This is a genomic window from Methanocalculus chunghsingensis (assembly GCF_018132105.1).
Taxonomy (GTDB): Archaea; Halobacteriota; Methanomicrobia; order Methanomicrobiales; family Methanocorpusculaceae; genus Methanocalculus; species Methanocalculus chunghsingensis.
This window is the reverse complement of the sequence record NZ_JWHL01000017.1, coordinates 1-23,432: the sequence shown is the minus strand read 5'-3', so window position 1 is coordinate 23,432 and position 23,432 is coordinate 1. Positions and strand designations below refer to the sequence as shown.

Annotated in this window: 25 protein-coding genes and 1 CRISPR repeat array; of the genes, 8 read left to right on the top strand and 17 right to left on the bottom strand. The window is 52.9% G+C overall.

Going from position 1 to position 23,432, the window contains the following annotated elements; genetic code table 11:
• The 4 genes from csm3 to RJ53_RS09625 all read right to left on the bottom strand — a co-directional run bounded on the left by csm3 (position 1) and on the right by RJ53_RS09625 (position 4,130).
• Complete coding sequence (csm3, locus tag RJ53_RS09640) at positions 1–735, bottom strand: type III-A CRISPR-associated RAMP protein Csm3 (protein ID WP_211531419.1); 735 nt, start codon at positions 733–735, stop codon at positions 1–3.
• Positions 736–746: 11 nt separating this feature from the next.
• On the bottom strand, positions 747–1,226 hold the full coding sequence (gene csm2 / locus RJ53_RS09635) for a type III-A CRISPR-associated protein Csm2 (RefSeq protein WP_211531418.1): 480 nt from the start codon (positions 1,224–1,226) through the stop codon (positions 747–749).
• A complete protein-coding gene (gene cas10 / locus RJ53_RS09630) occupies positions 1,227–3,644 on the bottom strand; it encodes a type III-A CRISPR-associated protein Cas10/Csm1 (RefSeq protein ID WP_211531417.1) in 2,418 nt (805 codons plus the stop codon). It abuts the gene before it with no gap.
• A 141-nt stretch (positions 3,645–3,785) separates the two neighbouring features.
• Positions 3,786–4,130 carry a hypothetical protein gene (locus RJ53_RS09625; protein WP_211531416.1) on the bottom strand — a complete coding sequence of 115 codons (345 nt, stop codon included), beginning with the start codon at positions 4,128–4,130 and terminating at the stop codon, positions 3,786–3,788.
• A 153-nt stretch (positions 4,131–4,283) separates the two neighbouring features.
• Here RJ53_RS09625 and RJ53_RS09620 point away from each other — a divergent pair, with 153 nt between their 5' ends.
• From RJ53_RS09620 to cas2, 3 genes are all read left to right on the top strand, one after another.
• Positions 4,284–4,862, top strand: coding sequence for a hypothetical protein (locus RJ53_RS09620; protein ID WP_211531415.1), 579 nt, complete (start codon positions 4,284–4,286; stop codon positions 4,860–4,862).
• Positions 4,863–5,150: 288 nt separating this feature from the next.
• Positions 5,151–8,527: a CRISPR direct-repeat array (repeat unit 37 nt; unit sequence GTAGCAGAAGGGGTTCCACGAAAACAAGGATTGCAAC).
• A 125-nt stretch (positions 8,528–8,652) separates the two neighbouring features.
• Positions 8,653–9,642 carry a CRISPR-associated endonuclease Cas1 gene (gene cas1, locus RJ53_RS09615; RefSeq protein ID WP_211531414.1) on the top strand — a complete coding sequence of 330 codons (990 nt, stop codon included), beginning with the start codon at positions 8,653–8,655 and terminating at the stop codon, positions 9,640–9,642.
• A gap of 11 nt (positions 9,643–9,653) precedes the next feature.
• Positions 9,654–9,962, top strand: coding sequence for a CRISPR-associated endonuclease Cas2 (gene cas2 / locus RJ53_RS09610; protein ID WP_211531413.1), 309 nt, complete (start codon positions 9,654–9,656; stop codon positions 9,960–9,962).
• 138 nt (positions 9,963–10,100) lie between these two features.
• Here cas2 and RJ53_RS09605 read toward each other — a convergent pair whose 3' ends face one another.
• From RJ53_RS09605 to RJ53_RS11800, 5 genes are all read right to left on the bottom strand, one after another.
• The gene (locus tag RJ53_RS09605) at positions 10,101–10,373 is read right to left on the bottom strand and encodes a hypothetical protein (protein WP_246496079.1); all 273 of its coding nucleotides are present in this window, start codon (positions 10,371–10,373) and stop codon (positions 10,101–10,103) included.
• Positions 10,374–10,586: 213 nt separating this feature from the next.
• Positions 10,587–10,832, bottom strand: coding sequence for a type II toxin-antitoxin system MqsA family antitoxin (locus tag RJ53_RS09600; protein ID WP_211531412.1), 246 nt, complete (start codon positions 10,830–10,832; stop codon positions 10,587–10,589).
• Positions 10,829–10,999 (bottom strand): DUF4258 domain-containing protein, encoded by a 171-nt coding sequence (locus RJ53_RS11935; RefSeq protein ID WP_394357507.1) that lies wholly within the window; start codon positions 10,997–10,999, stop codon positions 10,829–10,831. Before RJ53_RS11935 ends, RJ53_RS09600 begins: the two co-directional genes overlap by 4 nt.
• A 63-nt stretch (positions 11,000–11,062) precedes the next feature.
• Complete coding sequence (locus RJ53_RS09595; RefSeq protein ID WP_211531411.1) at positions 11,063–12,187, bottom strand: ORC1-type DNA replication protein; 1,125 nt, start codon at positions 12,185–12,187, stop codon at positions 11,063–11,065.
• A gap of 24 nt (positions 12,188–12,211) precedes the next feature.
• Positions 12,212–12,334 carry a hypothetical protein gene (locus RJ53_RS11800; RefSeq protein WP_281412446.1) on the bottom strand — a complete coding sequence of 41 codons (123 nt, stop codon included), beginning with the start codon at positions 12,332–12,334 and terminating at the stop codon, positions 12,212–12,214.
• A 102-nt stretch (positions 12,335–12,436) separates the two neighbouring features.
• Here RJ53_RS11800 and RJ53_RS09590 point away from each other — a divergent pair, with 102 nt between their 5' ends.
• Positions 12,437–12,943, top strand: a complete 507-nt coding sequence (locus RJ53_RS09590; RefSeq protein WP_211531410.1) for a hypothetical protein — start codon at positions 12,437–12,439, stop codon at positions 12,941–12,943.
• Positions 12,944–13,005: 62 nt separating this feature from the next.
• Here the strand turns inward: RJ53_RS09590 and RJ53_RS09585 are convergent, their stop codons facing one another.
• Positions 13,006–13,251, bottom strand: coding sequence for a hypothetical protein (locus RJ53_RS09585; protein WP_211531409.1), 246 nt, complete (start codon positions 13,249–13,251; stop codon positions 13,006–13,008).
• A 27-nt stretch (positions 13,252–13,278) separates the two neighbouring features.
• Between RJ53_RS09585 and RJ53_RS09580 the strand changes: the two genes are divergently transcribed.
• Both RJ53_RS09580 and RJ53_RS09575 read left to right on the top strand, forming a co-directional pair.
• The gene (locus tag RJ53_RS09580; protein ID WP_211531408.1) at positions 13,279–13,455 is read left to right on the top strand and encodes a CsbD family protein; all 177 of its coding nucleotides are present in this window, start codon (positions 13,279–13,281) and stop codon (positions 13,453–13,455) included.
• A gap of 167 nt (positions 13,456–13,622) precedes the next feature.
• Positions 13,623–13,778, top strand: coding sequence for a DUF1328 family protein (locus RJ53_RS09575; RefSeq protein ID WP_211531407.1), 156 nt, complete (start codon positions 13,623–13,625; stop codon positions 13,776–13,778).
• Between the two features lie 168 nt (positions 13,779–13,946).
• Here RJ53_RS09575 and RJ53_RS09570 read toward each other — a convergent pair whose 3' ends face one another.
• Positions 13,947–14,096: a hypothetical protein gene (locus RJ53_RS09570; protein ID WP_211531406.1), complete on the bottom strand. Its 150-nt coding sequence runs from the start codon at positions 14,094–14,096 to the stop codon at positions 13,947–13,949.
• 143 nt (positions 14,097–14,239) lie between these two features.
• Between RJ53_RS09570 and RJ53_RS09565 the strand changes: the two genes are divergently transcribed.
• On the top strand, positions 14,240–14,806 hold the full coding sequence (locus RJ53_RS09565; protein WP_211531405.1) for a hypothetical protein: 567 nt from the start codon (positions 14,240–14,242) through the stop codon (positions 14,804–14,806).
• A gap of 59 nt (positions 14,807–14,865) precedes the next feature.
• On the opposite strand, the gene RJ53_RS09560 is transcribed toward RJ53_RS09565, so the two are convergent.
• The 5 genes from RJ53_RS09560 to RJ53_RS09540 form a co-directional block, all read right to left on the bottom strand.
• The gene (locus RJ53_RS09560) at positions 14,866–15,006 is read right to left on the bottom strand and encodes a hypothetical protein (RefSeq protein ID WP_211531404.1); all 141 of its coding nucleotides are present in this window, start codon (positions 15,004–15,006) and stop codon (positions 14,866–14,868) included.
• A 227-nt stretch (positions 15,007–15,233) separates the two neighbouring features.
• Positions 15,234–18,365, bottom strand: a complete 3,132-nt coding sequence (locus RJ53_RS09555) for a DUF3427 domain-containing protein (protein ID WP_211531403.1) — start codon at positions 18,363–18,365, stop codon at positions 15,234–15,236.
• A gap of 312 nt (positions 18,366–18,677) precedes the next feature.
• Positions 18,678–19,412, bottom strand: coding sequence for a flavodoxin family protein (locus tag RJ53_RS09550; protein WP_211531402.1), 735 nt, complete (start codon positions 19,410–19,412; stop codon positions 18,678–18,680).
• Positions 19,413–19,520: 108 nt separating this feature from the next.
• Entirely contained in the window at positions 19,521–20,096 is a 576-nt protein-coding gene (locus RJ53_RS09545) for a hypothetical protein (RefSeq protein ID WP_211531401.1), read from the bottom strand.
• 307 nt (positions 20,097–20,403) lie between these two features.
• Complete coding sequence (locus tag RJ53_RS09540) at positions 20,404–20,568, bottom strand: hypothetical protein (RefSeq protein ID WP_211531400.1); 165 nt, start codon at positions 20,566–20,568, stop codon at positions 20,404–20,406.
• A 48-nt stretch (positions 20,569–20,616) separates the two neighbouring features.
• Between RJ53_RS09540 and RJ53_RS09535 the strand changes: the two genes are divergently transcribed.
• Positions 20,617–21,756 (top strand): ORC1-type DNA replication protein, encoded by a 1,140-nt coding sequence (locus RJ53_RS09535; protein ID WP_211531399.1) that lies wholly within the window; start codon positions 20,617–20,619, stop codon positions 21,754–21,756.
• Positions 21,757–22,234: 478 nt separating this feature from the next.
• On the opposite strand, the gene RJ53_RS09530 is transcribed toward RJ53_RS09535, so the two are convergent.
• A partial coding sequence (locus RJ53_RS09530) for a transglutaminase-like domain-containing protein (RefSeq protein WP_211531398.1) occupies positions 22,235–23,432 on the bottom strand: 1,198 nt, incomplete at its 5' end.

Sequence of the window (23,432 nt, the reverse complement as noted above, 5' to 3'; positions counted from 1 at the left end):
TCAGAGGGATGCGAGGATTCCGCGTGCCGTCGTCTCCCCCTCGGCCTTCGTCAGCGGCTCCCAGTCTCTCCCCTCACGGTACGAATCCGGATCCTTCCGTGCAATCACGATATCGGCAAAGGCGATCTTTCCGTAGCCCCTCGATCCGCTCCCGCCAAGATAGCTGTCCTCGAGGATGCTCATCGCCTCAAGCACCAGCTTCAGCCGGTCCTGATCCTCGGGAGAGTAGATGGTAAAGATCATCTCAAAGTCAAAGGCGGAGCCTGCGGGGACACGCTCGATGAACCGGGGCGTCGCCATGGAGGTGATCCGGTTGAGGAAGTTCTCCCCCTTGATCTCGGTCCCATGGGAGATGCCGTCCTTGTCCTTCCAGGCCTCCTTCGTCACTGCATCCGGCATCGCATCCCTGACGATCAGGCGGGTCGGGCCGGCCATGACCCGCTCTGTTGCGCCACGGCCAAACGTTGTACAGAGGTTGCAGCCGGGTTCTTTGCAGGTATGGACCTTTCCCTCACTCTTGTCAAGCCAGAGGCCTGAATACTTCAGCTCAAGTGCTGATCGCATCTTCCCTTTCAGGGATGAGCCGGGGATGATCGGGACCTTCTGTATGCGGTCAAGGATGACGGGGCTGTCCGATCCCCCGATTCCGAGTGTATCTGATGAGCCCCCGATATGCAGACCGGTCTGGCAGATGATCTTTCCTGATATACGGTAATTTTCGATGAATTCTATCATATCTCTCGCTCCTATTCTCCATAGTGATATTTGTGGTACGCCACCACTGACTCGAGGATCTGGATGAACCTGATGTAGTTCTTCTTCGTCATCTCCATGTCGTTATCCGGTGCAAGGACCTTTGCCATGCAGGATGAGATGAAGAGATAGAAGTCATCCGGGATCAGCCTCCTCCCTTTCGCATAGGCGAGGATCGGCCGGAGCATTGCAAAATCCGCACTCACCGACTCCCATCCGTCCTCTTTCAGCCCCGCCTCGATCGACTTTGCCTGATCGAAGAACTTCCTCAGCTGTGTCGTCTTGAGGTTCTTTCCAAACGCCTTTGCAGCCGACTCGGCGATCCCATCCTCCCGGGCGACCTCCTCGACGGTGATACCCGAGAGGTTTCTGGCTTCCTGTATCTTCTTTATAAACTCCTGACTTCCACCGCCGGCGTATGATCCCCCGCGGTTCTGACCCTGGCCCTTACCATACAAATTATTATATGACATCTACTTCCTCCTGGTTCTCATAACTGTCCATGTGATCGGAAACCTCGCCCAGCCAAAGGAGGGAAGGATGAGATCCTCGATCCGTTTCTTCTCATTCTTCGGTACATTGCGTGCGATCTGGTACTTCAGGTACGGGAGATACCGTCGCCGTGCCTCCCGTTTCGCCGCCTTCTCCAAGACATCATCAATATCATCGAGATCGGCGAATGCATCCTCCCAGATGGCATGGGTGGCATGGATGAAGCTCCGGCTGACTGCCTTCCCGGTGAGGGCGGCCTCAAGCGCCTCCCCCTGGCTGAGGAGGGAGGCATATCCCTTCTCAAGGGTTCTGTCCTTCCATGGGAGGCATTCGCCGAAGATGGCTACCCGGCTCTTCCCCTGTCGTTTCGCCTCCTCAAGATGATCTTCTGCCATCGCCACTGCATGGGCAAGCGGCATCCTTGGCGGCACTGCGACCACCCCGGCAGAGAGTGATATCCAGGGGTTGTTGCAGGTATATGCTTCAAACTCCGACTGGAGGAGTCCGGCAAACCTGATGATATGGTCATAGGGGCCGATGATCAGGAGATCGTCCCCCCCCGAGAAGGTGATGTAGAGGGTCGGGACGAAGTGGTGTTCGCATGAGGGGCATGCGGTCTCTTTTTCATAGGCGGTCCAGCTCGTCCGGACGGCCTCGTCGTCCTCCCTCTCCCGCTCATCATGGTGGAGGGAGATCTCGCGGGCACCGTTTCTGCATTCTTCGCAGAGATGGGTATAGATCCCAAACGTCCGGCAGAGGGTATTGAGGTACCCGCTGAAGAAGTGCTCAAACCCTGAGGAGAGGGTATAGATACGCGATATCGACCGCTTCTTCCTCTCCCCGATTCCAAGAGCAAAGATCTTGCCGAGATTATCGACATCCGCTTTCAGGATACCAAGCTTCGGATCCCCCTGCGAGACCTCTGCAAGCTCCCCGAAGGTCAGGATCCGCCTCTTGTGCAGCGGAACCGTATTCCCAAGGAGGATGAAGCTCATCGCCGGTGACCCGGTCCTGAGGAAGTCGGTACTGTTTATGGTGGCGGTGAACTCCGGGGGTTCTGCAAACGGCTTCTCGGTGAGATCATACCGTGCCAAGAGGCCAAACTCCGCAAAGCCGAACCGGAGGCCACTTCCCCTGCTGAAACAGGATGCATGGGCAAGCCGCTGGCCAAGCTCTTCATGCATCGTACAGGTGGGACAGATCCCCGCACTTTTGCGGTGTTCGCAGATGGGGCAGAAGCCCTCGAGATCGGTCTCTTCCCCGGTGGGGGTGCTGCTGATCCGGCATTCAGAGAACTTCCTGAGCTTCTGCCGACCGGTGATGAGGTGCAGCCGCTCAAGGCAGTCTGCAAAGTCCTCGATCTCACCCCGGTTGCAGGCAAGGCTCCCGAATGCACAGTAGAGCCGCCCGTCGGTCTCCCGGAGGAGGCCGGTATTGACACTTCTCCGGACCCGGCCAATCGCCTCCTCCACCCGGCTGTTCCCTGGGAGGAGGAGGAGGAAGTTTCCACCGGTGTTCCAGAGGATATTCGCTTCAGATACCCCGGCCGCCTCGATGATCTCATGGACGATCGCATCGGCCAGGAGAGAGATCCAAAATGATCGCCCCCGGAGCCGCTTTGCCATCCCTTTCCGTGCCGCCTCCGGGGTCCTGACATCGAAGATGAACCGCTGGATGCCGGAGAGATCGCCCTGTACAAGCAGGTACGGTGATTTTCCCTCACCGGCGGCGATGCAGGTGGCGAGTGCCGCCGTCGTCTTCGCATGATCATAGAGGGGAATGTCCGGGTAATCGACATACGCTGCCGAGGGGATCGATGAGGTATACTTACGGAGGAGTGCGAGGAGGGTCGTCGGGTGCGGCCTCCTCCCTGCCTCTGAGAGCTCACGATAAAACTCTGCCCAGAGCCGGGAGTACGGAACATCGTTCTTCCAGTGGTATGGATCCTGTTCCCTGGTCGGGAACGCCTCCCTGGTGAGGGTGAATGGAAGAAGCCTGTGATGCCAGTCTGATCCGTTCACCTCCTGCTGAGTTCCACCAAGAGATATCCCGGAGAATATACTCCAGAGATGCTCTCTCTTTGGATCACCCTTCTCATCCCGCCTGCTCCGGTCGATGGCGGCAGAGATATGATCTGCCTCCTGGAGGATCTCTGCAAGGTTCCGATATGCCGAGGCCTGCGGTTGATGGTGATGAAGAACGAGGTCTTCAAGCTGTTTATCATGAAACACTCTTCGGATCAGGTCAGCCGACCATTTGGCATGGGCTCCGCTGTATCCATAATCCTTCTCCGTGAGTTCCTCATATTCCTCTGCATGCTTTGCCCCTGTCCTCTGGTAGAACTTACCGATATCATGGAGGAGGGCTGCATACACCAGTGATTGAATATCAGGCTCCACATCTCCTGATTGGTGTATGCAACGGTAAACATTTCGATTGATTTCTGACATAATGGTGATCCGGTACGCATCGGTTGCGGTTGTTCCACTCTCTCTTCATATCGCCCTCAGATTGAAGGGGGGAGGTAATGGTAACACCCCTTACGAATGGCTGGTTAGCCTCAGAATCCCCCCGATGAGGAAGAGAAGGAAGGTCGGAACTCCGAAGAGCGAGACGGAGATCAGGACGAAAATCCCTGACAGGACCATCGCCCATCCCCCGGCACGGTTGCTCCTGAGGCTCCCTCCGACGATCCCGGATACCGAGAAGATGAGGGCGGCGACCCCAAGCAGGAGGATTGTCCCGAACTCCTCCCCGGCCCCGGTTCCCGCTCCGGCAAGGCCGGTACCAAGGAAGGATATGAAGAAGGCGAAGAAGGCAGCAGCGATCCCGAGGAGGCCCCCGATGACGCCGAGCCAGAATGGGCGTGTATCTGCATCTGACATGCTCAAAGTTATGTTTCAATCATATTTATAATTGGTTGCTTTAACTATTGAAGTTATAAATAATTTTTATTGTTTTTATATTGTGTAGTATGATTAATGATTAAACTAACCTAATAAAAAGATTTATCAACTATATAGTTCTAACATATTTTTATGCAACAAAGAAAAGTTGTTTTCATAGCAGGAGTTCTCCTCCTCGCGATCATGGTTGCCGGGTGTGTCGGGCCGGATTCGGTCTCAACAGGCCCTGCACCGACCACCGGTAGCGACCAGACCGCTCCTCCGGAGGAAGAGGCGGGATCCGATCTTGTCACTGCCGGGATGAACGAGGCGCTCGTCGTGACATCCGGCCAGAAGACATTTGAGATCACCGTCCTTGAGGTGATCCGGGGCAGGCAGGCAAACAACCTCATCCAGGAGGGGAATATGTTCAACTCCGAGCCTGACGCCGGTTTCGAGTATCTTCTCGTCAAGGTCCGGAAACGCTTTGCTTCAGGGGACGGGAGCGAGTACACGAGCTCGTATGAGTACCAGGTCTATGTTGAGGGGGCAGGAAACGGCCCGTCCTTTGTGGTGCTGCCACGAACCCACGCGGACTACAAGGGAACGACACTGATCCGGGGCGGTTCTGCCGAGGGGTGGCTCGTCTTCCAGGTCCCGGTCGGGAAGGAGGCGATGCTCGCCTATACATCCCTCTTCGGTGGCCCGGCCGGCTTCATCCGGCTGAGCTGATTAAGGGAGCAATTGCCAGGGGATGGATGTCGTGGTTGGCCCATCCCCCGGCCTCTTTTTCCCATTTACCTCCGGATTCGGGCACGGCAGGGTTGCAATGCCTGCAGAGTGCCGGAAAACCTCGGAGATTTGATTTACATCGATTAAATTGAAAAATAATAGTAAAATAAGTTTGGAATTTTGCAAAAATGCGGAAAAGGTGATCGGAGGGGGTCGTCCGGTTTATATACCCTGACAAAAAGGAGCGGATAGAAAGGGTTATCTGGGAAAAGGAACAAATTTGACCCTGTAGCAGAAGGGGTTCCACGAAAACAAGGATTGCAACACCTAATAACCATGAACGAACCACGCCGAGAGTATATAGTAGCAGAAGGGGTTCCACGAAAACAAGGATTGCAACATCTCCATATCACCCTATGATATCATGGGATGAACCGCGTAGCAGAAGGGGTTCCACGAAAACAAGGATTGCAACAGTATGTGGGTCTGGGATGGCCAGATCCATATCTCGCGTAGCAGAAGGGGTTCCACGAAAACAAGGATTGCAACCGTATCATAATTCATCAAATCACATCTCCGTGTATGGTAGCAGAAGGGGTTCCACGAAAACAAGGATTGCAACGACTCGTTCTCCTGCTGTAATTCTTCCGTTGTCATTGCGGTAGCAGAAGGGGTTCCACGAAAACAAGGATTGCAACTGGTTTTTGGGGAAAATTGGACAAATTGGATAATTGTAGCAGAAGGGGTTCCACGAAAACAAGGATTGCAACGGAGAAATGAACACTTCAAAAAAATCTTCATACTTGTAGCAGAAGGGGTTCCACGAAAACAAGGATTGCAACATAGACATACTCTGAGCATAGTTTTATTTTGTTCGATAGTAGCAGAAGGGGTTCCACGAAAACAAGGATTGCAACCTTGGTCAGCGAACTGCGCTGACCAGGCAACCCGGGGTAGCAGAAGGGGTTCCACGAAAACAAGGATTGCAACTCGGGGGCGTCGGTGAGAGTGATCATCCCTTCACCGATGTAGCAGAAGGGGTTCCACGAAAACAAGGATTGCAACCACAGTATTCGTTCGACTCTGGTTCCTTGAATCCACGTAGCAGAAGGGGTTCCACGAAAACAAGGATTGCAACCAGTTCAGCATCCCCCGGCAACCACCCCGGCGAGGGGGTGTAGCAGAAGGGGTTCCACGAAAACAAGGATTGCAACATGCCGAGGAGGACGGCAATGGGTTGGAGGAGGTCAATCGTAGCAGAAGGGGTTCCACGAAAACAAGGATTGCAACAGATTTGCACCGCTGAGATCCGCATCGCTGAGATTTGGTAGCAGAAGGGGTTCCACGAAAACAAGGATTGCAACAGCCTCAAGATCAATTACTACGGGCGCAGGAGCCCCGCGTAGCAGAAGGGGTTCCACGAAAACAAGGATTGCAACCGTCATAGCTATGTTCGATGTTATCGGACATGAGTATCGTAGCAGAAGGGGTTCCACGAAAACAAGGATTGCAACACCCAGGGCACGTTCACCGACGCCGGCAGCTGGTCGGTAGTAGCAGAAGGGGTTCCACGAAAACAAGGATTGCAACAGAATGCGAAACCGTAGGGGTCTACGACTCCTACAAGTAGCAGAAGGGGTTCCACGAAAACAAGGATTGCAACACCTCTGTTATGGGTAATGGGTGGCTGCTGGGCTGTACGGTAGCAGAAGGGGTTCCACGAAAACAAGGATTGCAACAGTACTTTTAATGGTTCCATTGTTGTCCATCCTCCCGCGTAGCAGAAGGGGTTCCACGAAAACAAGGATTGCAACTCTTTTAATATTACTTTTAATGGTTCCATTTTTTATCAGTAGCAGAAGGGGTTCCACGAAAACAAGGATTGCAACAAGATGGTGCCTTCTGATGTAAGGATTGCTTTTTCGTAGCAGAAGGGGTTCCACGAAAACAAGGATTGCAACAGTTTATGAAGAACTCTGCCTTCGTCTATACCAAGACACTCGTAGCAGAAGGGGTTCCACGAAAACAAGGATTGCAACTACGCCAGAAGCGTAATATTTCACCATTTGAAGATGTAGCAGAAGGGGTTCCACGAAAACAAGGATTGCAACTAATGCAGTTGACTTATCGGCGACCTTCTGGTCAACCTCGTAGCAGAAGGGGTTCCACGAAAACAAGGATTGCAACTGGTTCTCCATTATACCCACCCTCCGTTGTTATGGAGTAGCAGAAGGGGTTCCACGAAAACAAGGATTGCAACTACAGTTTCTATAATCTCATCCATCTGTTTCATAATTCAGTAGCAGAAGGGGTTCCACGAAAACAAGGATTGCAACTTGTTAACCAATGAATCGATATTTTTAGCTGATACCCGTAGCAGAAGGGGTTCCACGAAAACAAGGATTGCAACGTAGTACTAACGACCTGTATTGTCTTGCCGCATACTGTAGCAGAAGGGGTTCCACGAAAACAAGGATTGCAACCATACAGGTTTTCAGGAGATGATCATAGTTTCCATCGGTAGCAGAAGGGGTTCCACGAAAACAAGGATTGCAACTATTTCTGGATTGGCTCGTATTCGTGTGCCTCATCCATGTAGCAGAAGGGGTTCCACGAAAACAAGGATTGCAACAAGAATTGTTCGGAGTGGGAAATATGCGTTTAATGGTCGTAGCAGAAGGGGTTCCACGAAAACAAGGATTGCAACGGAGATCTCCTTCTCGAGTAATACAGTGAACTTCTTATGTAGCAGAAGGGGTTCCACGAAAACAAGGATTGCAACTACATCCTTTTGTGACTTGTATATCCTACTAAATTAACGTAGCAGAAGGGGTTCCACGAAAACAAGGATTGCAACCTTCGCCCCGACTGGTCTCCGCGACGACGTACCAAGCGTAGCAGAAGGGGTTCCACGAAAACAAGGATTGCAACGTATTGTCTTACCGCATACGGGGCAGACTAGGTCGTAGCAGAAGGGGTTCCACGAAAACAAGGATTGCAACGCTGTCGCCCTGCCTGCCTGCCTGCCCGCTCTACCTCGTAGCAGAAGGGGTTCCACGAAAACAAGGATTGCAACGTGTAGACCGGGGTGTGCGTGCGTGCGTATAGTAGCAGAAGGGGTTCCACGAAAACAAGGATTGCAACTGCAGGGTCTGAACTCACGGAGAAGTGTATCAAGTGGTAGCAGAAGGGGTTCCACGAAAACAAGGATTGCAACATTTTTTTCACTTCCAAAAATTAGAAGAGTTCCTCGCTGTAGCAGAAGGGGTTCCACGAAAACAAGGATTGCAACATCGCATATAGGACAGAGTACGCGGGTGTCTCGTCGTAGCAGAAGGGGTTCCACGAAAACAAGGATTGCAACCGTGACCCTTGGTCGTAAACATAGGGTTCCGGAACCATGGTAGCAGAAGGGGTTCCACGAAAACAAGGATTGCAACAAATTGGACAAGTCAGGTTGTTTTCTGTGTCAAGGTAGTAGCAGAAGGGGTTCCACGAAAACAAGGATTGCAACTTTTTTTTGGCGCGACTTGTTAGAATGGCAAAGCAACGTAGCAGAAGGCGTTCCACGAAAACAAGGATTGCAACAAGCTCTTTAGCTTCATCGTTCAATTCTTGATACAATTTTGTAGCAGAAGGGGTTCCACGAAAACAAGGCTCCCCACGCATCCCCTGGCATAACCTCACCCCCTGTTCCCCAGATGCCCCGGGAGATTCAAAGAGATACTATTATCCCGGTCTTCTCACCAGGATACTATTATACAGGCGATCTGCCGGGTGGTTGAGTAGGATGTACTGCGTCATTAACGGATATGGGGCTGTTATACGGCGGAAGCAGAACCGTTTTGTCATCGAGTCCGAGGGAGAGATCCGGGAGTTCCCCGCATCTGATCTCCGGCAGATCCTCCTCTCGGATGCGGCAACGGTGACAACCGGGGCGATGGCACTGGCGGCAGGGAACGGTACCGACATCGCGGTCATCGGGCGGGACGGAAGACCGGTCTGCCGGCTTGTCCCCTGTTCCGTGACCGGGACGGCTGCAACCAGGAAGAACCAGGTGCTCTTCTCCAGTAGTCCGGAGGGGTACAGTTTCATCGCATCCATCATCCGTGCCAAGCTCTTTAATATGGGCTCGCTCATCCAGGCACTCGGGAGACGCCGGGATCGCCCTGATCTCGTCTCGGAAGGGGAGACGATCCGGGTTGCCGCTGCCGGAGTGCCGCCATCGGGGATACTCCCTGATGATGCCCCGCTCCTCCGGGGTATTGAAGGGGAGGCGTCGCGGCGGTATTTTCAAGCACTCGCCCACGTCCTCCCGCCGGATAGCTATCATGGAACCCGGACGCACCGGCCTGCCGAGGATGTCTTCAATGCAGCCCTGAACTATGGCTATGGGATCCTCTATAACGAGGTGGAGAAGTCCTGCCTTCTTGCCGGACTCGATCCCGGTATCGGCATCCTCCATGCGGATCGGTATGGGAAGACGCCGTTTGTCTATGACGTGATTGAGCAGTTCCGGCAACCGGTGGTTGATCGGGGGATCATTACGCTCGCGGTCCGGGGACGCCTCCGATCTGACGGGTGCGATGAACGGGGATACCTGACACAGGATGCCCGGAAGGTGATCATCGCGGAGGTTGTAGGGAGGCTTACCCTGGAACAGGAGATCGATGGGAGGGAGACGACCTTCTCCAGCGTGATCCTCGACAATATGCGTGAGGCAGTCCATAGCATCAACGAAGGACGTCCCTACACGCCGTTTACCCGCCAGTGGTCATAAGAGGGATCATCATGTTTGCCTGGGTACTCTATGACATCACCTCCACGCCTCTCCGGCAGCGGATCGCGGATGCCTGCCTGGATCACGGGCTTGCCCGGTTCCAGAAGAGCATCTTCTTCGGCGAGCTGACGACCCGGCAGGTTGAACGGGTCGGACTCCGGATCACCGAGCTGTTCAATGATTTTCCAGCTGATGAACGGACAGAGACGGACAGCATCCTGATCTTCACCCTCTGCGATACCTGCCTGACGAAGAAGGTTGTTGTTGGGAAAGCCTTTAATGAAGATGAGTACCGGAAGAGGGCGTTTGTCATCCTCTGAGGAGTACTGCCGCCCGGCCTTTTGGACCGAGGCAGTTCAGGTTTCCTACCCTGAACAAACGGATCGGAGAGAAAAGATTATCCGGGGGAAGGAAGACATTTGATTTTATCAGACGGGGTTCCACGAAAACCAGCCTGTTCACCCCCCGCCCAGAATCTTCACAATCACTGCCACCGCCCCGCCAACAACACCACCTGCCACCGTCCCCACAGCCGAAGCCCGCCGCTCCTCGCCCCGTTTCTCGGAACGCCACTCCTCAACTGCCCGGAGCCGGGCGGCATACTCCCTGTTCTCTGCCTCGATCCGCTCAAGAGCCCGGCAGATCCATTTCACATCCTGATGCGTCTCGAGGACGAGGTCGCGGGTCGTCCTCTCCCGCCCCATCCCGGCATCTCCCTCGTTCCCGTTCATCCAGACTATCCTCCTGATGGATCATAGGAGAGAAGGGGGGATGAGGGAGAGGTCTGTGTGGAGGGTGAACGTGTTTGTAGGATGACGGGAGGGGCCGGGGAAAAGTCAGGGGATGGATGTCGGGGTTGGCATATCTCCCGGCCTCTCTTCTCCAATGCCTGTGGATCGAGGCTCGAGAGGGGTGCAATGCCAAAAGAGTGGCGAGATGTTGCGTTATGCCGGTAAGGTAATCTCGCCTGCCGCTAAGGGGCGGCAACAGATAGTACCCTGGTGCACAGCCTCCATGACGACATCAATCTTTCGTGATGTTTCAGCTGAAAAGTATGCTCCACCACACTGCCTGCAGACATACGCCGGAACATCCCGGATGACAATAACTTGTTTGTGAACCCTGGCAATACATTCGGTTGTCCCTAATGTAAGGGCCCCTTTGCACAAGCTGCATTTTTCAGGATTCATGGTTTTTCCCTCCTCATATGATTGTCAGTCCATGCCTCTTCCAATGGCACATGGGCTGTGATGATACGAAGATTATCAGAGCAGATAGCCACTACACAATGATATACCTGATCCCCTATACATCCCATGAGGAGGACCGAGGGGCAGGGTTCACCATGAAAAAATATCGGGAGAGGGTAATCCGATCCTCTTATAGAGAGGGTTCGTTGTCAATGGCGGTGGAAAAGTGCTCACCTGCTCACCGCCTGGATCTCCTCAGCCTCATACCGGGGCGTGATGACGCTCGTCCTCCCCTTCTTCTGCCGAATCCGGAGATTGACGAGGCCATACTCCGCAAGCCGCTTCAGTCGTTCATAGAAGGTGGTGTAGGATATCTCCTCATCATCGGTGAGGCGGTTGTAGAGTTCGCCCGAGGTCAGGGGATCGCCTCCGCCGGAGTCGGCGATCAGATCGAGGAGGGCCCGTTCCCCCGGCGGCAGGACCCGGATCATCTTCTTCAGGGTGATGAGTCGTGCATCCCCATAGGCGAGGAGGATATCCTCCCGGACCACCGAGGATCTCGCATTCCGCTCAGCCATCAGGACGGCCCGTTTCAGGAGATCGAGCCCGACCCGGAGATCGCCAGCCTTGTGGGTCTTCCAGACGATGAGATCGAGGACCTCGGAGCTGATGACCCCCGGCCAGACCGCTTCCCGAACCCGGATCCTGAGGATCTCGCGGATCTCGTCCGGAGTGTACCGGGGAAACGAGATGTCATCGGCACAGAGGGAGGAGGCGACCCCGCTTTCGAGAACCCGGGAGACATCCAGATCCATCTCGCTCGTCGTCAGGATGACCCCGACCCGGCAGTCCGAATGGTTCAGGTACATCCGGAGAAGCGAATAGAGGACTGCATTTGCCGTATCTTCAGAGAGGAGATACTGAAAGTCGTCGAGGCAGACGAGGACGACGATCTTCTGTTTGATGATCGATGCTGCAATGGCATCGGCAAGCACCGTCGCCGCAACACCGGTCCTGGGGGGTGCATGGCCGACGACCCGCCGGTAGATCCGGGAGAAGACGGCATACCTGGTATGATCGGTCTGGCAGTTGACATAGACCGGAACAAGCCTCTTCTGGGATTCTGCAATCTCGGCGAGGAGATGTTTCACCGTCGTCGTCTTCCCGGTTCCGGGCGGGCCACGGCAGATGGCGCTTGCCGGCCGGGCACCAAAGACACCCGGCCTGACCCGGAAGGCAAGCTCCGAGATCTGCTCCTCCCGGAAGATGACCTGATCAGGGATGTAATCAAATTCGAATGCATCGATATTTTTGAAGAGCGTCTGATCAGCGAGGAGGAATGGTGATTGGATCATGATTACAGGTGGGAAGGAGTCCTATTAAGGAGCGAGCCATGCAGGGTGAAAGTGAGCGGGGCCGATCCTGACACACCTGAGCCTGCCCCGGAACCACCGGAGAAAAGAACGCGTCTCCATCCCCGGAGAGACACTCACGGCCTGCACGGCCGGCTCTCCCCCATCACCCCCCGGAGATAACAGAGATAGTGCCGGGGCATCGGTGAACCCACAGGCGGTTCATCCGGTGCCTGGCAGGAGCCACCACCAATGGCAGTAGACTTTGTAGAGACACGAAACACCAGAACAGCGGTCCGGACACTCCCGGCACCGTTTGTCGATACTGCGGCATTCGATGCCGTCGTTGAGAGCGTCATCGAGAACAACCCCCTCGGCTGCGTCCCGTATGAACAGGCCGGGGAGATGATCCCCGGGGTCGTCCGGGGACGTCAGATCTATACCGCACGGATCGCGTACCTTGACGGCGACGGGAAGCGGGTCGGTGCAGCCACCGTCACCGCAGAGACGATTCCCGGCATGACTGCTGCGGCAGATGCCCTTATGGCAGACAACACCCTCAAGACCGCAATCGGCGGAAACCCGGTCCGTGACTTTGGGAAGGATACCTACTCGGCCCAGCTCAGGTGCCGTGATCCGAACGGGGAGACCTATACGCTCACCTTCACCAGGAAGAATGTCCGGGTCACAAGCTACCAGGACGAGCAGATCCTCGCAACGGTCGAAGACTGGGCAGACGCCGTTCCGGCACTCTGCTGAAGGGGGAGGAGACCCACCTCATCTCCTTTTTTGGGATAGTGGGGAGGAAGTGACAACCTGAATCATTCACCGTCCCGAATCATTGCTTTTTTTCCCGGATCTTCGAAGCACTCCTCGATGAATGCCGGAATGTCCGGCAAGACAGGGGGGTCAGGCATGAGAGCAGCCGTATACCTGAGGAAGAGTGGAGTTCCCGGCTCAGGGTACACGTGCGGTATCAAGTGATGCATCGTCATACTTCTTTTTTCATAAATATATTTATATATCAAAATCAGTAATGATGTCATGTCTGGAACAAGCCAGACCATAAATAAAAAATTTAGGAAGGGGAGATCATGGGAAAAAATAAGGACGAAGTTGTTGGAAAAGGCAAACAGGTAAAAGGAAAGGTTCGCGAAGAAGTAGGAAAAATGACGGGGAGTAAAAAAGAACAGATCAAAGGGAAGATTGAGCAGGTCGAAGGGAAGGCCCAGGAGGGGGTTGGAAAAGCCAGGAAAAAAGTGTCGAAATAAGATACTCGGAACGATGCCGTGATGGGAAACCGTTCACTATGCGTTGTGTATTCAGATGAGATCTATCATCCTGATAACCGGTATACGACAACCCGTCTCCCATCACCAATAACCATGATATGCACCATTATCAATGCAGAGCATAATTATCTTAAAGGAGGTGAATTGTGGCTGATTTAATTGGATTGGCGGTATTATTCCTCATCTTAGCGCTTGTCGCGTATGTACTGGGGGCGAAAGGGGTTGCCGGGTTCTCGATGACCATCGCAAAGTGGCTCGTTATCATCTTTATCATTCTTGCGATTATCACATTTTTCCTGTAGCGGAACCCGCACCTCTTTTTTATAATTCCCACTCTTCTCCAGTCAATATTTTTCCTGATTACTGTACGGAGATGTATGTTGATCGGGTTTTTCATCGGTGCATCGACGTTCTTCCGGAGTATGACACGCTCCGTACCACCGTGATCACAAACTCCCGACCCTGTTTTTTTACTCCTGCTGGCTCAGCTGCTGTTTGGCCTTTTTCAATTGTTTTTCCCGTGGAGTTTTCTGCTGTGCATGGAGAGGTTCCTGTTGAGTCTGTTCTGTCTCTGACTGCACACCTTCTTTCTTCTTCTTCTCTTTTGATTCTCCTGGCACGGTGGATCACCTCTCTGATCATTATCGGATTAATATACTACCAACATACATATTTCAATAGTACTGGATGCACCGGATCCGGATATTATCTCCTTCCACAGTCAGGGATGAGTGTGGGGTGAACGCAGAATAATGATAATTATATGGTGTCAGTTGACAGAGGAGGCGAGGGGCACCTCCAGGGCTGGAGAGGTACTATGTTTACTAGAAAATCCGCATCTGAAAACCAATCTCAAATAAATGAGGACATATCAGAAATATCTCAGAGGATTTTGGAGGAACTGGAATCTGCAAGTTCCAAGGAGTTATCGGAGGCCAGATATGCAAGAAAGATATTGCAGCTATCAGACCTCAACTATACGAAAAACATCTTTTTTGAGATAGAGAGCGGCTCGTCCGGAGCGGACCGCATGATCGAGAAGAGAGCAGTCATTAAAGCATTGTTGCTTTCCACGTGGTTGCAGAGGCTCTATTTTATCATCAGGGCTGGTCTCATGTCGATTCTTGCAGCAGTTGTCACATTCTTCTATGTCTCATTCTTTGGCCAGATTGGTGTTGTTCTGGCCCTTTTGATGGGGGTATTAATTTTTATTATCGGACTCATCGTGACACGATTATTCGATACCCAGACGGTACAAATGACAAAATATATTGTTCATCGACTGGCATCTCATAAAAAACTGCGGGATTTTATCCTGAATTATCTCTGAAAAACTGTTTGGGGAGTGTTAGGGCCGATCATTTCTGATCGGCAGATCCATCCACCCTCTTAAAATTTGATAAGCCCCAGTACAATCATCACGATGATAGCTAAAATGACTGCCCCAAGCAGACCGAAGATATACCACCCGACCAGAAATGCTAGTACCGCTCCGATACCCATTGCACCCCAGTTGACTGTCATTGCCATCCTGTATCACCCTCTCTTTATGTCATTCCTGTCGTCTATGTCTCTTCCCCGGGGTCGGTTCATCCTTTCATCCCGGAGAGACCGACCCCGCGGATACGCTACTCTTCTCATAAGATCTATTAATAACCGACTGAAAAGAAGAGAGAGGCTCGCAGGGAGGGAGTTTTGTATCGTCAGAAGGTATGACGCAAACCAGCTTCTGTTCCAATACGTCTCTTTCCAGCTTCCTACTCCACCATCACCTTATTCGCCTTCTGAAACAGCCCCGGTGGCATCGGGCGATCAAGCTCCCATAGGATGCTCATCGGCCTGCTCCCCTCATGGGAGATGTACCGGGCAGTCCCAAGGAAGATGAACGGCTGGGTGATACCGCCGTTCTTCGAAAATTCCCGGACGAAGAAGAGTACATTTGTCCCATGCTCTTCATGCTCGATGTACCGGCGGCCGACTGGGGATGTTTCGGAGGTAGCGTTCTGGGACTGCCAGTGGAAGAGGGTGTCGGTCACCGCGTAGTCGTTGTACATCGTCGTCGGCGAGTAGAGCTCCTCGGTCTTCTGCAGGGTGATGAAGAAGATGTCAATCTTCTGGTCTCGAAGATAGACAACACCTTCACGCATCCCGGCAGCAGCCCGTTCTGTCAGGGTATGGTGGCCGAGAGCTGCAAAGGCCTGATCGCGGGTGTAAGTGCAATGGAGTTCAAGCGGGCTCTCAAACTCTTTGGCAATCGGTTCAGGAAGAAACTCGATATGATCATAGGTATAGCCCAGGAGATCATCAATCTCATCAGCGATCTCCCGATGGTCGAGGATATCAGAGAAGATCTCCTGTAATGAGAGAGTGGGATCGGTAATCTGTCTATCATAGAGGGAGTAGTAGAAGAGGGCAATAATCTTCTCGTCAATTGGTGTAAGGGGGCGATCTGTGAAGGCAACCGGATCCTGCAAAAATGATCGAATACAGTCAATAACAAGTGGAGAGTCAATGGTTGAGAGCCGTCGTGCAGCCACCTTTGAGAAGAGAGTCTCATTCAGGTACTTCTCTGGATAGACACCTGCTTCTGAGGCAAGACGTGTAAAGGTTCCTTTCGCATAGATATCATCTGGTGTGAGTGTATGCTCTTCCAGAAACCGCCTAAAGGAGAGGGGCTTTCCCGTCTCCATCTCAAATCCTTTGATCCGGTCGATGAGGTACCGCTTATTCAGGAGATTCGCCTTGATGTTCTCTAATATTCTCTCCTGAGCAACCTTCTCGAGATGAAGGTGGCATCCCTTTGGAAGCTGATAGGCACTGCTCTGAACCTGAGCCTGCAGGTTCATGCCGCCTGGTGAAAGGAGGGCAAGAAGCTTCTCTCCAAACCGATACCGGGTATTATGCCGCCCAACAAAGTCAAGGACCGTCAGACATTCCTTTCCTTCCATCAGGCGGAGCCCACGGCCGAGCTGCTGGAGGAAGACGGTGAGGCTCTCGGTCGGTCGGAGGAAGAGGATGGTGTTGACCTCCGGGATATCCACGCCCTCATTGTAGAGATCGACGATGAAGATGAAGGTGATCTCCCCTGTGACCAGTCGTTTCTGGACAGAATGCCTCTCTTCTCTCGAACTCTGGCTATGGAGTGCTGCTGCCGGGATACCGGCTTTCTGGAAGGATGCAGCCATATATTCTGCATGCTCGATGGATACACAAAATCCAAGCCCGATGATATCCCGGATATCCGTCATATACCGCTCGATCGACTGGATAATATGATCGACCCGTTGGCTGGACGCGGTATAGAGTTTTGAGAGTTCCCTGGCATCGTATCTCCCCTGCTTCCATGAGACGCCATCGAGATCGACGACATCGGTGACGCCAAAATAGTGGAACGGTGCAAGCAGTTTCCGGTTGATCGCCTCGGCCAACCGGATCTCGGCAGTGATCTTCCCCCCAAAATATCTGAGGATTTCAAGGCCATCCATCCGTTCCGGGGTTGCGGTGAGGCCGACAAGAATCTGTGGAGTATAGTAGGAGAGCAGCCCTTGGTACGAAGGGGCAGCAGCATGATGAAACTCATCAACGATGATCATATCATAATAGTCAGGTGTCGTCATCTCCGGGAGATTGGTACTGTTGAAACTCTGGATAGAGACGAAGAGGTGATCGATCTCTGAAGGCCGGTTCCCTCCCACCATGAGATCACCGAAGTTGGGATCCCGGAGGATCCCCCTGAAGACCTGAAGGCTCTGCCTGAGGATCTCTTCCCGGTGAGCGACAAAGAGGAGTCGGGGGTACTGTCTATCATCTGGAATCTGGTTCTTATAATCAAATGCCGAGATGACGGTCTTGCCGGTACCTGTTGCAGCAACGATCAGGTTGCGATAGTTCCCATGAAGCTGCCGTTCAGCCTGGAGCCGCTCAAGGATCTCTTTCTGGAAGTAATATGGCCGAATATCAAAGACAGGATAGAGGGTCGGCTCTTTTGAAGTTTCTTTTGAGAGAGCATGCCTCAGCCGGTCCCGTTTCTCATGCCGGTAGAGGACGAACTCTGGAGAATGCCAATATGACTCAAAGGTGGTCTCAATCTTTCGAATGATATCCACTGAGTCCTGTTCGGTCACCTTGACGTTCCATTCGAGGCCGCTCGTCATTGCGGGATTGGAGATGTTAGCCGATCCGATATACGCAGTAGAGAACCCAGTCTTTCGATGGAAGGCATAGGTCTTCGCATGGAGCCTCGTTCTATCGGTATCATACGATATGCGAATCTCTGTATTTGGGAGTTTCGCGAGCTCTTCGATTGCCTTGAGATCTGTTGCACCCATATAGGATGTGGTAATGATCCGCAGGGTATTGCCTCGCTGTACAAAGTCGCGGAGATCATCGATGATCAGCCGGATTCCACTCCATTTGATGAATGATATCAGGAGATCAATTCTATCTGATGATCGGATCTCCTGCTTGAACTCATTTGCCAGGCTTGGTTCATTCGGAGACCCCGTAAAGAGACTGCTCTGAGCGATTGATGTCCTGGGCCGGGTGAGGACCCGATCCCCGGTTCGTCCACCCTGTTGAACGGCTAAAAGAAGTTCTGCATCTGATGTGATTGTGCAGAGCTCAAGATCAGTATAGTTCAGCTGAGACGAGAGGAGCCGGATGATCTCGTTGCAGAAAGCAACCTGCCTATCGAGTGGAATATGCTCCTCATCAGCAATCCGCAGGGTGCGAAGGATCGTTTTATGGAGATACTGCGAGAGGATCGCCTGTGAATCGAATTTTTTTATCTTCTCTCTCTGGATCGAGTTGCCTTCCCTATCGAGTTGGTTGAGCTTGGATGAAAGATGCTCATAGATGAGCTGCTCGTAAATGCCCGGGGCAGGATCCATACTACAAATCTATTCTTATCATAAAAAAGTTGTTGATAGTAAAATGAGGAGATTGGCATCAGCAGGGAGGGGATCAAGATAATCCATTCCGACATACTGACAACGGAAAAACCTCCGGCATTTTAACAGGTGATAAGCTCACTCCCGACAGAAGTGTATGATATGATCTTCATAAAATAGAGTTGATGGAGGATGCTGCCCTGTGGGGTACACCATATTCGCATATGATTGATCCGGGCGAATGCCTTTGTACAAACAGGAGGGTACCATCCCCATTATGTCAGTTTCGTTCCTTTTCGATGATGATACAATTCAGGCCCCCTGGTTCTTTGCGATCATCTGGTCCACATAGGCATTTACATTCCTGATGAAGATATCTACATAATCAGGGGCAGGAATTAATGGCTGTTCAAGGAGGAGACTGGTATCCGACGATATTTTTCCATCCTTGACAAACTCGAACCCCGCCTTCCTGACCAGAGCCCGGTACTCATCAATGAGCGGTTTCATCTCATCATCCTGCAACAGGGAGCCGCCACCCCGGTATATCTCCCCCACACATTCTGTCAAAAAATTCCGTGCCATCCTCTGGGTAAGCAATTGAAGGACCTGGAAATGACTTTGTTCCGGATACCCGGAGTTTGCGATCATAATAAATCCTGGATCCCGCTTCTTTCCCATGACATGCCGGACCTCGCCGTTTGGATCTCTTTCAAAGTGGGGATCACCGGTTGGTAGGAGACGATCAAAGAAGTCCTTCATAATACCTGAGACGTTGTCCATGTGCAGTGGTGTTGCATAAATGACAATGTCAGCAGAGAGGTAGGTATCCAGTAGCTCATCCATATCATCGGAGATGATACATTTTCCAGGAGTTTTCCACCAGCAGGAGAAACACCCCTGGCAATGTTCAATCGTTCGATTGGCAAGGAAGATATTCTCTGTTTCCGCACCCCCATCCCTAGCCCCGGCAAGAAAAGCATCAACAATAATATGCGTATTGCTTGCTTCTGCATGGGGGCTCCCGTTGAATGCAACGATCTTCATACAACCTCCCCGAATCCCTGGTCTCGGGGACTCGTTGCGCACCCATTATACGAAGAGATATATAAAATTATAGTTGAAGAGTCCCTTCACCGAATCCGTTCCATCCTCTCAAACCCCTTCCATCACCTCCGGGATCACCTCCTGCATCATCTTCCAGACAACCGCCGCCGGGACCCCGGATCGCTCGGAGAGGGCCTCTGCCCGGCGGCGGATCACATCTACCGGATCGAGGCCGTCCATCCGGATATTCCGCTTCCATAGGAAGGGGTGAAGGATGGCATCGGCAAACTCCGTCCGGATGGCCTCCCGCTGCCGGTCCCTCACCGCGAGAGCCTTCCTCGTCTGCTCCTCATCCTCCCGCTCCACCTTCTCGACGAGCGTGGTGAGGCGGTTGATCTCGGCCGTCTTCTCTGCAATCTGGTCCCGGAGGAAGGAGAAGTTCAGCCCCTGGCCGGGCTGGGCGATCTCGCCATCAAAATAGAGGCAGAGGAGGCGGGAGGCGAGGCGGGACGGGTTTCCCCCGCCGGTCCGATACTTCTCAAGGGGGAGGGCAAGGGATGGATCCAGGCTGAAGGTGACACGGTGCCGCCGCCGGGTTGTCCGGATCTTCTGCTGAGTGGAGGTAGTTTGTTCTGCCATCAGGTCATCGTGATATTCCGCTTCCATGCAGAGAAGGTAGAACATTCAGGATAATCTCCCTTCACCGTGCAGGTCGGGAGTGTTTTTTATCGATTCTGGCGATCCGGGGATGGCTGCTGCTGTTCTGGTGGTCAATCGGGAAAAAAGTCTCTAGTACTCCTTCAGGGTATGAACATTCATCATGGTATGATCCATCATCAGGGGGGGAAATGTGGCAAAATGAAAACACATTCGGACTGCGGGAGAGGGATATATACTCCCCAAAACGAAGAGAGATCCATCTGTTTCATCGGATAGGGGGGTCGATCCCCGGAGGGTACGCCAGAGAGTACCTGCTCGAACGTTTTCTGGATCAGTATGATCCGTCATACACTGATGATCCATCATACACTTCTCCCCCTGGTATCCGGATTCTTCGCCACCCTCTCTCCGGCGCTCTCCTTCTCCCGATCCCGATGATGGGATCCGGATCTCCTGATCTCCCGGCAGCCTTTATCACCGGAACAAACACTCGCACCCTGCACACGGCTCCTCCTTACATCCACCATCATCATTCCTGATAGGTATGAAGCAGGAGCTCATCACTCATCAGGAACTCTTCAAAAACGCTGCAATCCTTGACTGTGACCATACCCCGGAGACAGTGCATTTCCGGGAGAGACAGCTTGCCGAGCTTGCCTTCCGGGTCCGGCCCGGCCTCAATGGGTTCCGGCCGGTCACCACCCTCTGCCGGGGTCTCCCCGGAACCGGGAAGACGGCCTGTATCCACCATCTCTTCACTGAGATAGAAAAGACGACTAAACGGCTCGTTCCGGTGTATGTGAACTGCCGAACCGATCAGACGAAGTACCAGGTCTTCAGCACCATCTACACAAAGCTCCTCGGCCATGCCCCGCCGAGGACCGGCATCCCTGCCCGGCGGCTGATGGACGCCATCGCGAAGGTGATGGTTGACCGCGAAATCATCCTCCTGGTCTGCCTCGACGATCTCTGCCACCTGATCCATGCAGGGACCCAGACCGCGATCCTCTCCTCCCTCACCAGAATGTACCTCGACTATCCGGGCTGCCGGATCGGCCTCATCCTGACGATGAGCGACCAGGATACCGATCTTGCCGATCTCATCGAGGGGAGCGTCTATTCAGGACTCCTCCCTGAGGAGATCTTCTTCCCCCCGTACTCAGGGGATGAGATCAGAACGATCCTCAGTGATCGGGTGAAGGGGGCGATCCGGCCGGATGCCCTCTCCCCGGAGATGCTGGATCTCATCGTCTCGGAGACGCAGAAGGGAGCGGATATCCGGATTGGCCTTGCCCTCCTGCAACGCTCCCTCCTCAGTGCCGACCGGGCCGGGAGACGATCTGTTGAGAGGGAGGATATTGTCTCGTCATCGGGGGATGCCCGGCTCCTCCGGCTGAGGGAGACGATCCGGATCCTCTCCGCAAAGGAGCGGCGGATCCTCCCGATCATCGCCACGCTCCCGGAGCGGCCGGTCCCCACCTCGGGCCAGGTCTATGCCATAGTCAGGGATCGGGAGGAGATCTCGTATACCACCTTTTACGAGCGGCTGAAGACGCTTGCACACCTCGGGCTTCTGGAGCTTTCGATCCGACAGCGAAAGGGGAGGACGAGCGAGATCCGGCTGCGGTACGAGGCGGATGAGGTGATGGGGATCTGTGCGGGGATGGAGGAGGAAAGGGGGTGAAATTACTTCTCTCTTCTTTTCTTTCATCACAGGACGATCCGAACACCATGCTGAAGTTCAGGGAATGGCGGTCGTAAATATTTCCTCATCATTTCTGGCAGGTATTATATTTTGATAATGCCTATTTCCACAATCTTCTACAATAACTCTGAAATCAAAAATGAAAATATAGCACATATCTGTTATATCCGAATTTTAAGACCTATGTGTGAAGCTCATTTCTACAATCTTCTACAATAACCCTGAAATCAAAGATGAAATATAAGCAAATATCCGTTCTACCCCAATTTTAAGAACTATGTGTGAAGCCCATTTCTACAATCTTCTACAATAATCCTGAAATCAAAAGTGAATATAAGCATATTTCAATTAAATCTCACTTTCATGCCTAAAACACTCTACGTTCTCACTCCCTCACACACTATCCTTTTCATCACAGAAATCTCAGGTCGTCTCCCTCCACCCAAAAAAGAGCGAATCAGTTCTTCGCCACAAGATCGATTCTGAATGCTCCCATCCCAAACAAATCCAGATCCAGCATCGATACATCACTGAGAATTGCAGGATACTGTCGGACAAGCCTGAATACGGCGGCATCGTCGGGATACGCCGGGTCAATAGCTGCATCGACATTCTTCTGGATGACAAGCCGTGTCGGATCGATATTGCTGCCATAGTACTGTTTGAAGGCTCTGCGTTCATCCTCGGGTATATCGAAGAGATCGGCAACGTCGGCAACCGTCGGATCAACCGGGACCCAGCCGTATCCCGGGAGATGGTATTCAGCCCAGAAGTGTGGACCCGGCGTCTCCTGGAGGAGCATCTGGTATCCGCCGGTGGCACGGGCCGGGATGCCAAGGGACCGGCAGAAGGCAGAGAAGAGCATGCTCTGGGTTCCGCAGTCGCCCCGGCCGGTCTCAAACATATGCGTCGATTCAGCGACCTTCGGCTGGCGGCTGTCAAGCGAGATATGCGGAACATGGCTGTAGGGGTAGGTCTCGATGATATGCATATAGATCATCTGTGCCTGCAGATGGGGATTGGTCTCATCGCCGACGACTGCCCGGGCCGTCTCCCGGATTTCGTCGGTTATCTCGATGTTCCGCTCGGATCGGGTATAGAGGATATAGTCGGGATCAGTTCTGTCATATGCACCGACCGTTGCCGGATCGATAGAAAAGATCCCCTCATAGGAGGTGAAGCTGATATCTGTCGTGAGGATGAGATCGCCATCGATGGCATCGGCCGGGATCTCGTAGTAGATGATCCCGATATCGGCATTGGTATCCGGCCCCTTCACGATATACTCCGGGTATGCCATATTCGTCACAGTAACGTCACGCTGGATATCGGTCTCGATGGGGTGCGGGTACCAGATCTTCAGGATCCCTGTTGGAGGGAGATCATCTTCTTCAATCGCAAGGTGCATCGTCCCCTCATAATGAATCGGGTTTCGGTAGGGGAGATCCTCTGCCTCCGGACCATCTGCCTGAGGATCAGCGGCATACCGGGAGAGGTGTGCAAAGGTGAATGGCTGCTCCTTCTGCTGGAATATCTCGGGATGTGCATAAAGGTAGTTCGTCGCAGTATCGGAGAAGTACATGGTCTCGCCATCAGAGGCGATCGTCTGGGCTTCGGTCGCGAGCCAGTCATCGATCCCAAACTTTTCCACACAT